Raw genomic sequence first — 12,375 nt, 5'->3', positions numbered from 1 at the left:
GACGGAATGATGTCGATAATGTGCGCAAGAATGTGAAGTTTAGATTTTCTAATTAGAAATGGAAAATCCATTCGATAAAAAAAAGCCCCGCAATGCGGGGCTTTTCTGACGAGGCCGCTTATATCAAGCCTCGGCTTCTTCCTTATAAGCATCCACCGGAATGCAGGCGCACATGATGTTCTTGTCGCCGTAAACGTTATCTACACGAGCGACGGGCGACCAGTACTTCTGCAGTTTCAGGCTCGGCAGCGGGAAGGCGGCCAGCTCGCGCGGGTATGCATGGGTCCATTCGCTGGCGGTAACCATCGTGGCCGTATGCGGTGCGTTGCGCAGCGGGTTGTCTTCGCGATCCAGGTTGCCGTTTTCGATGGCGCGGATTTCGTCGCGGATCTGGATCATCGCGTCGATGAAGCGGTCGAGCTCGTGCTGCGATTCGCTTTCGGTCGGCTCGACCATCAAGGTGCCGGCCACCGGGAAGCTCAGTGTCGGTGCGTGGAAGCCGAAATCGATCAGGCGCTTGGCAACGTCCTCGGCGCTGATGCCGGTGGCGTCCTTGATCGGACGCAGATCGAGAATGCACTCGTGCGCCACCAGGCCGTTACGACCGGTGTAGAGCGTCTCGAAATGCGCTTCCAGGCGCTTGGCGATGTAGTTGGCGTTGAGCAGCGCGACCTGGGTCGCCTTGCGCAGGCCTTCGGTGCCCATCAGCGTGATGTACATCCAGCTGATCGGCAGGATGCTGGCGCTACCGAAGCTCGCGGCACTGACCATGCCGACATGGCCTTCGCCGCCGAGCGTACGCGGCAGGAACGGCGCCAGATGCGATTTCACTGCGCACGGGCCCACGCCCGGGCCACCGCCGCCATGCGGAATGCAGAAGGTCTTGTGCAGGTTCAGATGCGATACGTCAGAGCCCCACTTGCCGGGCTTGGCCACGCCGACCAGCGCATTCATGTTCGCGCCGTCGGTATAGACCTGACCACCATGCTGGTGAACGATGTCGCAGATCGCGACCACGTCTTCCTCGAATACACCGTGCGTGGACGGGTAGGTGATCATCAACGCGGCGAGGCGGTCGGAATACTTCTCCGCCTTGGCACGAATATCATCGAGATCGACGTTGCCGTTGCTGTCGCACTTGGTCACCACCACCGTCATGCCGCACATCTGCGCGGAAGCCGGGTTGGTGCCGTGTGCCGATTCGGGAATCAGGCAGATATCGCGATGGCCTTCATTGCGCGAGCGATGATAGGCGCGAATCGCCAGCAGCCCGGCGTATTCGCCCTGTGCGCCGGAGTTCGGCTGCAGGCTGACCGCGTCGTAGCCGGTGCATTCGACCAGCATGGCTTCGAGTTCGTCGATCAGCTGCTGGTAACCCTGCGACTGGTTCGCCGGCGCCAGCGGATGGATATTGGCGAACTCCGGCCAGGTCACCGGGATCATCTCGGCGGTGGCGTTGAGTTTCATCGTGCACGAACCGAGCGGAATCATCGTGCGATCCAGGGCCAGGTCCTTGTCGGCCAGCGAGCGCAGGTAGCGCAGCAATTCGTGTTCGCTGTGATGCGTGTTGAACACGGGGTGTTCGAGGAAAGCGTTCTGGCGGCGCAGCGCGGCTGGCAGGGCGTCCGGCGTGGCGGCATCGAGCGCATCGATGTCGTCCAGCTTGGCACCGAAGATACCGGCCAGCGCAACCAGGTCGGCGCGGGTCGCGGTTTCGTCCAGGCTGATGCCCAGGCTGCGCCCATCGATGGCACGCAGATTGATACCGGCCGCCTGAGCCTTGGTGTGAATCGCCAAGGCGTCGACATCGACGATATGCAGCGTATCGAAGAAATCGGGACCGACGGTGATGCCCTGCTTGCGCAACGCGGCGGCGAGGATCGCGCTCATGCGGTGCACGCGGTGCGCAATGCGACGCAGTCCGTCCGGGCCGTGATACACGGCGTACGTGCTGGCCATGACGGCCAGCAGCACCTGCGCGGTACAGATGTTCGAGGTGGCCTTTTCGCGGCGGATGTGCTGTTCGCGAGTCTGCAAGGTGAGGCGGTATGCCGGCTTGCCTTCGGCATCGACCGAGACGCCGATCAGGCGGCCGGGCATCGAGCGCTTGTACGCATCGCGGCAGGCCAGATACGCAGCATGCGGGCCGCCGAAACCGAACGGCACGCCAAAGCGCTGGCTGTTGCCGACCACCATGTCCGCGCCCCAGCTACCCGGCGAGGCGATCAGGGTGAGCGCGAGCAGGTCGGTGGCAACGGCGACCAGGCCGCCGCGTGCGTGCACGGCATCGGTCAGCGCCTTGTAGTCGTTGATCTGGCCGAAGGTATTGGGGTACTGCAGCAGCGCGCCGAAGCTGTCGACGTTGAGCGCATCGCTGTCGTCGCCCACATGCAGCTCGATGCCGATGCCGTCAGCGCGCGTATGCAGCACCTCGAGCGTCTGCGGATGGACGTCCTTGGACACGAAGAACACGTTCGACTTCGACTTGGCCGAGCGCTTGGCCAGGGTCATCGCTTCGGCCGCCGCGGTGGCTTCGTCCAGCAGGGACGCGTTGGCGATGTCCATGCCGGTGAGATCGGCGACCATCGTCTGGAAATTGATCAGCGCTTCCATACGACCCTGCGAGATCTCCGCCTGATACGGCGTATAGGCCGTGTACCACGCCGGGTTCTCGAGGATATTGCGCAGGATGACGTTCGGCGTCAGTGTGCCGTAGTAGCCTTGGCCGATAAAGCTGCGGAACACATGGTTCTTGTCGGCGATCGCGCGAATCTTGGCCAGCGCCTGTTCTTCGGTGACCGACTGCGGCAAGGCCAACGGCGCGGGCGACTTGATCTTGCCCGGCACGATCGCGTCGGTCATCGCATCGAGCGAGTCGTAGCCGACGGTGCGCAGCATCAATGCGATCTCGGCGTCGTTGGGGCCGATATGGCGTTCGATGAACGCGCCGTGGTGCTCGAGCTCACGCAGGGAAGGGGTGGAGTTCTGGCTCATGAGGATTAGGGCATCCGAAAACAGCGCACGTGCCGTACGCGGGGCGCCCCTCTGTCCTTTTGCCTGAGAGTTTGGAAGCTCGCGCTTCGTGCCCCTTCGGCGCCGGATTCAACCGGTCTCTCCAGAGTGTTCGCGCGCGGTGGTATGGGAGCCTGAGCGATTACGGGCGTTGCGCCTTCGGCAGCGGGTCACCCCGCTTCTCCCACCGCGAGCTTGCGAAGAGCGGATTATAAGGCCTTGGGGCGCCGATGAAAACTGAGGTTATTTCAAAGCCTCCCGAAGTCGCGCGACGTTGAGATAAGGCTTTTTGGTAGCCTCCCGGGATTCCCCACCAAGCGGCCCCAACCATGCCCAAACCCCCGTTCAGCATCGAGCACATCGACCACGTGGTTCTACGCGTGCGCGATGTGGCCAAGGTCCAGGCCTTCTACTGCGGGGTGCTAGGTTGCACCGAGGAGCGGCGGCAGGACGAGATCGGCCTGGTGCAGCTGCGCGCCGGTCGTTCCTTGATCGATCTAGTAGCTATCGATAGCAAGCTTGGACGTCTGGGAGGCGCCGGGCCGGAAAGCGAAAAACACAATATGGACCACCTGTGCCTGAGCGTGGACGGCTACGACGAGGCATCGATCGTCGCGCATCTGCTGGCGCACGATGCACGCGTTGGCGATATCGGTTTACGTTATGGCGCGCAGGGCGAAGGACCTTCGATCTACGCCTTCGACCCGGAAGGCAACATGGTCGAACTCAAGGGGCCGCCATTTGCCTGAATGCCCAAACAGGACGTCTCGGATGTGATGCGCGTCATGTGTCATTCCAATATTGATTGTTGCCGAGTAAAAAAGATCGCACAACTTTTCAGAGATTGCTGACTACACTTGGTGCTCTTCTTGTGGCAGCGTTGATCACAGGGAGTGGCTGGTGGCAGGAGTCTTTAGTTGATCTTTAGAAAGGAAGTTGTCGAAGCCCAAAAGGGAGGGGCACTGGGTGAGATCATGATTGCGGCGCCTCCATCGCGCTGGCTGCTGAGCGGTCTTGCTGTTGTATTGGCAATCGTATTGCTTCTGTTCTTATTCCTGGGGCATTACACCCGTCGCGAATCGGTAACGGGACAACTCGTACCAAGTGCAGGCTTGTGGAAAGTTGTTTCACCCAGCGCTGGCACTATTACGCGGCTTCAAGTAAGCGGTGGACAGTCAGTCAAGGCCGGCGATGCATTGTTGGAGCTCTCCTTCGAACTGGATAGCGCCAAGTTTGGCAATACGCATGCCACGGTCAGCAGGCAACTAGAAGCACAAAGTAACCATCTGCGAGCTGAGATGGAAAATCAGAAGATCATCTCGCAACGACAAGCTACATCTTTGAAGGCCAAGTTGACATTACTGCGTTCTCAATTGGCTCACATCCGAGAACAGATTGATTTTCAGCGTCAGCAAATCGTCAGCGCTCAACGATTACTGGATCGGATCAGACCATTGGAGAGTAAGGGGTATGTATCTGTGCTTCAGATACAGCAGCAAGAAAGTAGCGTGTTGGAGGCGCAGACCCAACACAAGACACTGATGAGACAGCAGATCGATGTGCAGAAAGATTTGGAGGCGATCCAGCAGCAGCGGGCTCAACTTCCGTTAGATGAATCCAATAAATACAACGATACACAGCGGCAACTCGCCGACGTGGCGAAGAATCTTGCTCAGAACGAAATGAAGCGCGCGGTTGTCTTGCGTGCGCCTGGTGATGGCGTGGTGTCGGCAGTGCTGTTGAAACAAGGTCAGATGGTTGACGCCAATCAATCGCTTCTTTCTATCCTACCCGCGGGGTCGGAGTTACAAGCGCAACTCCTAGTGCCTAGCCGTGCGGTCGGTTTCATCAAATCGGGCCATGCGGTGGTATTGCGTTATCAAGCCTTCCCTTATCAAAAGTTCGGCCAGTACTACGGTCGTGTGGCGGATATATCGACCAGCGCCCTATCGCCCCATGAGGTAAGTAAGCTGATGGGCCAGCAAGTCAAGGAATCTCTCTATCGCGTGATGGTGACATTGGATCGCCAGCAAATCGCGGTTTATGTCCGTGATGGGGCATTGAAGCCCGGTATGTCACTTGACGCCGACATCCTTATGGACAGGCGAAGATTAATCGAGTGGGTCTTCGAACCCCTCTATGGCATAGGACAACAGTTGATGGGAGGTGTCGAGCGTGGCTAGTGCTCGTCCGATACCGGCCTCTACGTGTGTAGCTCGGCACCAGCTGCAATTTGGTCGGTCGCGTAGACTCCCGATATTTCTGCAGACAGAGGCTGCCGAGTGCGGTCTGGTCTGTCTTGCAATGATCGCCGCCTATCACGGGCATCGTATCGCTCTTGGAAGTTTACGCCGACGTTTTTCCAGTTCGCTGAAAGGAACAACTCTAGCGCGCTTGATGAGTATTGCCGGGCATATGGGCTTTTCCTGTCGTCCCTTGAGGCTCGATATGGAGCATTTGAATTCACTCAAGACACCGTGCGTGCTCCATTGGGACCTCAACCACTTTGTCGTGCTTCAGCGCGTGCGCGGAGATCGCGTGGTTGTCCACGACCCTGCGCAAGGTACTCGCAAACTACGATTGGCTGAGGTCTCCAAACACTTCACCGGCGTAGCCCTTGAACTGACTCCGGTCGCCGATTTTGCGCCAGCGGTAGAGCGTCATGCAGTATCTCTGAGGTCCTTGACTGGACACGTTCATGGTTTGATTCCGGCACTTGTTCAGATCCTGTTGCTCGCATTGGGGTTAGAAGTCCTCACATTGGTCGGCCCGTTCTATCTCCAATGGGTGATGGATCAAGTGTTGGTATCGGCTGATCGCGATTTGCTGAATCTTCTGGGCTTGGGCTTCCTGAGTGTAGCCATCTTCTCGGCGTTAATTGCCGCAGCCCGTTCCTGGGCGATCGCATGGCTTGGAAGCACATTGAATGTCCAATGGGCGAGCAACTTGTTCAGCCATCTGATGCGCTTACCATTGGATTGGTATCAGAAGCGCCACGTGGGTGATGTTGTTTCCAGGTTCGGCTCTTTGCAAACGATCCAACATACCTTCACCACACAATCTATCGGCGCGTTGCTGGACGGCGTGATGTCGTTGGCTACTCTTGTCGTGATGGGCTTCTATAGCATTCGGCTTACGCTGTTGGCTGGTGCGCTATTTTTGGCCTACGGATTCGCGAGGTGGGCTTTCTTCAGTCCGTTGCGAAGTGCCAGCGAAGAGCAAATTGTCTATACGGCGCGTCAGCAAAGTGAATTGTTAACATCCATTCGCGGAGCCATGCCGATCAAGTTAGCAAACAAGGAGGCTGAGCGGTTGGCGCGTTACGCAAACGTCACAGTATCTGCGGCTAATCGTGATATCGGCATCCAGCGACTTACGATTAGCCTTGCACTGGGCAATCAGCTGCTGTTTGGTGTTGGCCGTGTAGCAATGATTTGGATCGCCGCTAGGCTGGCATTGAATAATAGCTTCTCGGCCGGCATGGCGGTGGCGTTCTTGGCATACGCCGATCAATTCACAGGCCGCGCAGCAGGCCTAGTCGATAGGTGGGTGGATTTTCGGATGTTGAGGCTACACGCGGAGCGTGTAGCGGATATTGCGCTTGAGCCTGCAGAGAAGGTGGCCGAAACTGCCTGGGGCGGTCCAGTCCCCGAGGCTAGTATCGAACTGAACAACGTCAGCTTTCGCTATTCGGAAGATGAGCCCTGGGTGATCAAAGATTGTGATCTTCGCATTGAAGCCGGAGAGTCCGTTGCCCTTGTGGGGCCGAGTGGCTGCGGCAAGACCACGTTGGCCAAGATCCTTCTGGGCTTATTGGAACCAACCGAGGGCGAGGTGCTCTTCGGCGGCATCGATATTCGTAAGCTAGGGCTGGACAACTATCGGCGGTGGGTTGGTGCAGTAATGCAGGATGACCAGCTGTTCCCAGGCACTATCGCAGACAATATCAACTTTTTTGATCCAGCCTATTCGCTGGAACGTGTTGATTCGGCTGCGCGCATGGCGGCAGTCCATGACGATATCCTGGCGATGCCAATGGGCTATCACACTCATGTGGGTGATATGGGATCGAGTTTGTCGGGTGGACAAAAGCAACGGGTAATTCTGGCGCGGGCGCTGTATCGGCAGCCCAGGTTGCTTGTGCTGGATGAGGCAACGAGTCATCTGGATACCGAGCGCGAGCGCGTCGTGAATCGTGCCGTCCAACAAATGAAAGTCACCAGATTGGTAATCGCACATCGCGCAGAAACGATCGCGTCTACTGACACCATCGTCGAGCTGAGTCGCCCTGTTTAAAGAATTGATCGGACAGGCCCCAATGGCTTGGCGATCATAGTTGGACGGAGCTACTCCGTCATTTATGTACTAATGGAGCTGGAAATGAAGGAATTGAGTCATTCGGAAGTTGAGCAGGTGGCAGGCGGCTTTGAGTGGTGGAAAGGAGAGCGTTCGAATAACGTGTATTTCCAAGATGGTAATGGTTTTCAATGGCATGCCAACATATGGGGTGGTTGGTCACCCGTATATCTAAAGTGAATTGAACTGCAAAGCGCTTCGTAGCTGCGGAGCGCTTTGTTTATAAAAAAAGCCGGGCATGGCCACCATGAGTATCAATGTTACGTGTTCATGCCGGAAGTTGACGTAGCTACCACTACGTTGGAGAAAAATATGCTGCCACCAAGAAGGAAGGCAACTATTGTCACGATCCTATTTTGCTTTGCGATCCCTTTCGCACTGGTTGCAATTGGCAAAAACAGCGATATCGCTCGCGTTCGTGGTGATGCCTCTCGGCTATCGTCGAATTCAGGTGTATCGCAATTGACTCCAGGAGAGAGTGCCAAACTTCGCTCCGAGCATTTTGTTGAGATCAGCGATGTGGAAGCTTTGCCGTCGGCATGCAAGGATGGCTTTGCTCGGCTGACTGCAGAGCCTTCTTTTTCGCTGGCGGATCCGGGGCGTCCATATCGAGCTACAGATGTCATGGTCTCACAGGCCAGCCTTCCTTGGCGTCGGCTGATCATTGGCGCCGCCTCCAAAGATCGTTGTGTCATTCATTATGAGATGGGGGGCTTTGCAACTCGTTACGCGGTTGTCGTTTTCGATCTATCCAAGGCCGACTCGCCGAGATTTGTCTGGGGCGGTATGGATGTGGGAAACCAGCCAGATCTGCAAGTGCTGATTTCCAAGATGACCCGGGGCGCATTCGAGCCGGGCAAGGGTGGCGGTTGGTAACGCCGGGCAAGCAGTAGCGCGAATAAGCTACGCACCAAATTTGGTGGTACCGAACGAGAGCGTTGTAGCCCGTATCGGCAGGCCGGAGCTTCGGGAGGAGCGGCGGTATCCCCCCCCGATAGCGCCCGGACTGGGGATTCCAAATCGCCCAAAAACAACGAAGCCCGCATCGCTGCGGGCTTCGTTTACAATTGGTGCCCAGGAGAGGACTCGAACCTCCACGGTTTTACCCGCTAGTACCTGAAACTAGTGCGTCTACCAATTCCGCCACCTGGGCAGGTGGTTCACAAGCCTTTCGGGCTGCGTGAGCCGCGTAGATTAGGTAGCGGCCCGGTTCTTGTCAACTATTCTTTCATTCTTTTTTCATTGCATGCTTCGTTTCCTACCGAAGCGTGCCCTATCCAAGGCGGATTAGTGACCAAGAAAACCAAGGAACCCCAGCCGAACCGCGCCAAGCCCAAGGCTTCGTCGCGGCCGGCGGTATCGGCGACGCCCAAAAAAGGCGGCCCTTCCAAGCCGGCGCGCGAGCCGGTCGGTGTCGTCAGCGACCCCCATGCCGAGCGCGAAGCGCAGCGCTACGAGCGCCCCATTCCCAGCCGTGAAGCGATCCTGGCGCTGCTCGAAGAGCGCGGCGAGTTGCTGACCGAGGCGCGCGTGGCCGAAGCGCTGCAACTGGACGACGAGGACTCGCTCAATGCCTTGCGCAAGCGCTTGAATGCCATGGTGCGCGATGGCCAGCTACTGCTCGGACGTCGCGGCGGTTATGCCCCCGTGGTCAAGCTGGACCTGATTCGCGGCGTGGTATTGGCCAATGCCGAAGGCTACGGCTTTCTGCGCCCCGAAGAGGGCGGTGAGGATCTTTATCTCTCGCCGCAGCAGATGCGTACCGTACTGCACGGCGACCGCGTGCTTGCCAGCGTGGTCGGCGTGGATCGGCGCGGGCGCAAACAGGGCGCCATCGTCGAAGTGCTGCAGCGGCGCTCGCCCCGCTTGGTCGGCCGCGTGGTGGTCGACAATGGCGTGACCCTGGTGGCGCCGGACGACCGGCGCTTGCATCAGGACATCATGATTCCGCCAGGCAAGGAGCAGGGCGCGCGGTCGGGGCAGATCGTGGTAGTCGAAATCACCGACCCGCCGACGCCTTATCGCGGGCCGCTCGGCACGATTCTTACAGTGCTGGGAGAGCGGTTGCAGCCGTCGCTATTGGTCGAAATGGCGATCGCCAGCCACGACCTGCCGAATGAATGGCCGGCCGAGGTCTTACGTGATGCGGCACAGGTGGAGCCCCAGGTCACTGCCGCCGAGCGCGAAGGACGCGTCGATCTGCGTAAATTGCCGCTGGTGACCATCGACGGCGCCGACGCGCGCGACTTCGACGATGCGGTTTACGCCGAGCCGCGTCGCGGCGGCGGTTTCCGCCTGATCGTCGCCATCGCGGACGTCTCGCACTATGTGCGTGTCGGCAATGCGCTGGACAAGGAGGCCTACGAGCGCAGCACGTCGACCTACTTCCCGGGCTTCGTCGTGCCGATGTTGCCGGAGACGCTCTCCAACGGCATCTGCTCGTTGAACCCGAACGTCGAGCGCCTGTGCATGGTCTGCGATATGCAGGTCAGCGCCGAAGGCGAAGTGATCAAGTCGAAGTTCTACGACGCCGTCATGCTTTCGCATGCGCGCCTGACTTACGACAAGGTGTGGCAGGTGGTCGGGTTGCAGGATGCCGATGCGCGCCACGAAGTGGCCGATGTCCTGCCACAGCTGGAAAACCTGCACGCGCTCTACAAGGCGATGGCGGCGCAGCGTAAACGCCGTGGCGCGATCGATTTCGAAACGCCGGAAGTGAAGTTCCGCCTCGATCAGACGGGCGATGTGGTTTCCGCCGGTGCGACCGAGCGCAACGATGCGCATAAGCTGATCGAGGAATGCATGATCGCCGCCAATGTGCAGGCGGCATTGTTCCTGGAAAAGAAAAAGATTCCCGCGCTGTTCCGTGCCCACGAACCGCCGCCGGCCGAAAAATACGAAGACCTGCAGCAGTTTCTGCGTGAATTCAAGCTGCGCATGCCGCCGGTCGACCAGGTGACGCCCGGTGACTACGCCGCGGTGCTGCGCAAGGTGCACGACCGGCCCGAGCGCGAGTTGATTCAGTCGGTGTTATTGCGCTCGCAGAGCATGGCGGCCTACCAGCCGGACAACCGCGGCCATTTCGGCCTGGCGCTGGAAGCCTACGCGCATTTCACCTCGCCGATTCGCCGCTATCCCGATCTGCTGGTGCACCGCGCGATCCGTTATGCGCTGACTGGTGGCAAACCGGCCAATTACAGTTACTCGGCCACCGACATGGCGGCGATGGCGGTGCATTGTTCGCAGCGTGAGCGTCGTGCGGAGGAAGCCGAGCGTGACGTGGACGAGCGCTTCAAATGCGCGTGGATGTCCAAGCATGTCGGCAGCGAATTCGACGGTACAGTGACTGGCGTGACCTCGTTCGGTCTGTTCGTCGAGCTGGACGAGTCGAAGGTGTCGGGGCTGGTGCATATCAGTCAGCTATCCAACGACTACTACCATTTCGATCCGGTGCGCCATCTGTTGAAGGGCGAACGCAGCGGCGTGCAGTTCCGCCTGGGCGACCATGTACGGGTGCAGGTGCTGCGCGCGAGCCTGGAGGATCGCAAGATCGATTTCCGTCTGGTGCCGCCGGGTGCGGCCGCCAAGCCAGCCGTAACGACACCCACGCGTGCCTACGACTACGCTGCCGCAGGCGAGCGCTACTCGCTGCCCAAGCCGCGAGGCGCAGGTGCCACGCCGGCGCCGACACGCGATAATGCCGGCCGTTCCGCTCCCAGGAAGGGCAGCAAGTCGAACGCGTCGCGAGGCGCCAAGGCTTCGATCAAACCCCAAACGACCAAGCCCAAGGCGGCCAAGCGCCCGGGCAAACCCAAAGGCAAGCGATGAGCGATAGTTGGATCGCCGGAATCAATCCGGTGGAAGGTGCACTCAACAACGACGCCGAGCGCGTGCGTGAAGTGCTGGTGGAAAACGGCCAGCGCAATCCGCGCGTGCAGGAGCTGGTCGAGCGTGCGCGCTCGTTGCAGATCGTCGTGCATCATCGTCCGCGTGAGCAACTGGACAAGCTGGCCGGCGAAGCGCGCCATCAAGGTGTGATCGCCCGTTACGAAGCGCCGCCGATGGCGGCCGAATCGGATTTGCCGGATCTGCTCGAGCAGGCCGGCAACGAGGCGTTGGTGCTGGTGCTCGATGGCGTTACCGACCCGCACAATCTTGGTGCCTGCCTGCGCAGTGCGGCCGCGGCCCGCGTCACCGCGGTGATCGTGCCGAAAGATCGCGCCGTGGGTTTGACGCCGGTCGTGCGTCGCGCCTCGGCCGGCGGTGCCGATCGTGTGCCGTTGATTGCTGCGACCAATCTTGCGCGCACGTTGCGCACCTTGAAGGACGCTGGCGTGTGGCTTACCGGCCTGGCCGGCGATACGGATACGTCGATCTACAGCATCGACCTGAAAGGGCCGGTGGCGTTGGTGTTGGGCAGCGAAGGCGAGGGCATGCGTCGTCTGACGCGCGAGACCTGCGATTTCGTCGCCAAGATCCCGATGCCCGGCAGCATGGAAAGCCTCAACGTGTCGGTGGCCACCGGTGTCGTGCTGTTCGAGGCATTGCGTCAACGCGGAGGACTTCGATGAGCAATATCATGTGGCACGACTGGGTCGGTTACGTCGGCGTCTTGCTGGTACTGCTGGCTTATCTGCTGTTGCAGGCCCACAAGATCCACGGCAACGGACTGATCTATCAGTTGATGAATGCCCTGGGCGCAGGTGGCGTCATCGTTTCGCTGATTTTCGGCAGCTTCAACACGTCCGCATTCATCATGGAGCTGGCCTGGGTACTGATCAGCGTCTACGGTATCGCGCGTGGCATGCGGATTCGCCGCGAGGCGCGCGCCGCAGGGCATAACCCGCAAGGCTGGTAAGGCGCATGGCGACGTCTTGCCGCACCTGGCGGGACGTCGCTGCTGTTAAAATAAGCACTTCGACAGCACTCGCTGTCTGCGCCGGGGACGACCCCGGTTGTCGTGATTTTCCACGGGGACGACCCTGTATTCGATACAGAGGTTCTCCA

Annotated in this window: 8 protein-coding genes, 1 tRNA gene and 2 riboswitches; of the genes, 7 read left to right on the top strand and 2 right to left on the bottom strand. The window is 59.3% G+C overall.

The genetic code is table 11. The annotated features are described in order from the left end of the window. Positions 1–123 precede the first annotated feature (123 nt). Positions 124–2,994, bottom strand: a complete 2,871-nt coding sequence (gene gcvP / locus ACZ6WW_RS00350; RefSeq protein WP_465272495.1) for an aminomethyl-transferring glycine dehydrogenase — start codon at positions 2,992–2,994, stop codon at positions 124–126. 47 nt (positions 2,995–3,041) lie between these two features. Next, positions 3,042–3,123, bottom strand: a riboswitch (glycine riboswitch). A gap of 1 nt (position 3,124) precedes the next feature. Next, a riboswitch (glycine riboswitch) is annotated at positions 3,125–3,209 on the bottom strand. A gap of 132 nt (positions 3,210–3,341) precedes the next feature. On the opposite strand from gcvP, the gene ACZ6WW_RS00345 reads away from it, so the two are divergent. From ACZ6WW_RS00345 to ACZ6WW_RS00330, 4 genes are all read left to right on the top strand, one after another. After that, positions 3,342–3,761: a VOC family protein gene (locus tag ACZ6WW_RS00345; protein WP_465272494.1), complete on the top strand. Its 420-nt coding sequence runs from the start codon at positions 3,342–3,344 to the stop codon at positions 3,759–3,761. Between the two features lie 168 nt (positions 3,762–3,929). Further along, positions 3,930–5,195, top strand: a complete 1,266-nt coding sequence (locus ACZ6WW_RS00340) for an HlyD family secretion protein (RefSeq protein WP_465272493.1) — start codon at positions 3,930–3,932, stop codon at positions 5,193–5,195. Then, a complete protein-coding gene (locus ACZ6WW_RS00335) occupies positions 5,179–7,308 on the top strand; it encodes a peptidase domain-containing ABC transporter (RefSeq protein WP_465272492.1) in 2,130 nt (709 codons plus the stop codon). Before ACZ6WW_RS00340 ends, ACZ6WW_RS00335 begins: the two co-directional genes overlap by 17 nt. A 330-nt stretch (positions 7,309–7,638) precedes the next feature. Continuing rightward, positions 7,639–8,244 (top strand): hypothetical protein, encoded by a 606-nt coding sequence (locus ACZ6WW_RS00330; protein ID WP_465272491.1) that lies wholly within the window; start codon positions 7,639–7,641, stop codon positions 8,242–8,244. 192 nt (positions 8,245–8,436) lie between these two features. Here ACZ6WW_RS00330 and ACZ6WW_RS00325 read toward each other — a convergent pair. Further along, positions 8,437–8,521 (bottom strand) — tRNA-Leu (locus tag ACZ6WW_RS00325). Between the two features lie 137 nt (positions 8,522–8,658). On the opposite strand from ACZ6WW_RS00325, the gene rnr reads away from it, so the two are divergent. From rnr to ACZ6WW_RS00310, 3 genes are read left to right on the top strand one after another with little or no spacing between them, the layout of a single operon-like run. Further along, positions 8,659–11,196: a ribonuclease R gene (rnr, locus tag ACZ6WW_RS00320; protein WP_465272490.1), complete on the top strand. Its 2,538-nt coding sequence runs from the start codon at positions 8,659–8,661 to the stop codon at positions 11,194–11,196. Then, on the top strand, positions 11,193–11,939 hold the full coding sequence (rlmB, locus tag ACZ6WW_RS00315; protein WP_281852620.1) for a 23S rRNA (guanosine(2251)-2'-O)-methyltransferase RlmB: 747 nt from the start codon (positions 11,193–11,195) through the stop codon (positions 11,937–11,939). The genes rnr and rlmB overlap by 4 nt, the downstream gene beginning before the upstream one ends. Beyond that, the gene (locus tag ACZ6WW_RS00310; RefSeq protein ID WP_465272489.1) at positions 11,936–12,226 is read left to right on the top strand and encodes a CBU_0592 family membrane protein; all 291 of its coding nucleotides are present in this window, start codon (positions 11,936–11,938) and stop codon (positions 12,224–12,226) included. Before rlmB ends, ACZ6WW_RS00310 begins: the two co-directional genes overlap by 4 nt. The last annotated feature ends 149 nt before the right edge of the window (positions 12,227–12,375 follow it).

It is taken from the genome of Dyella sp. NPDC103356 (assembly GCF_055584465.1).
Note: the sequence above shows the minus strand (reverse complement) of the source record. Positions and strands in the feature narration are given on the sequence as shown.

What these genes read in the sequence shown, in the direction of transcription:
- rlmB (WP_281852620.1), top strand. Translation starts at nt 11,193, where the DNA reads ATGAGCGATAGTTGGATCGCCGGAATCAATCCGGTGGAAGGTGCACTC.
- ACZ6WW_RS00310 (WP_465272489.1), top strand. Translation starts at nt 11,936, where the DNA reads ATGAGCAATATCATGTGGCACGACTGGGTCGGTTACGTCGGCGTCTTG.
- ACZ6WW_RS00330 (WP_465272491.1), top strand. Translation starts at nt 7,639, where the DNA reads ATGCCGGAAGTTGACGTAGCTACCACTACGTTGGAGAAAAATATGCTG.
- ACZ6WW_RS00345 (WP_465272494.1), top strand. Translation starts at nt 3,342, where the DNA reads ATGCCCAAACCCCCGTTCAGCATCGAGCACATCGACCACGTGGTTCTA.
- gcvP (WP_465272495.1), bottom strand. Translation starts at nt 2,994, where the DNA reads ATGAGCCAGAACTCCACCCCTTCCCTGCGTGAGCTCGAGCACCACGGC.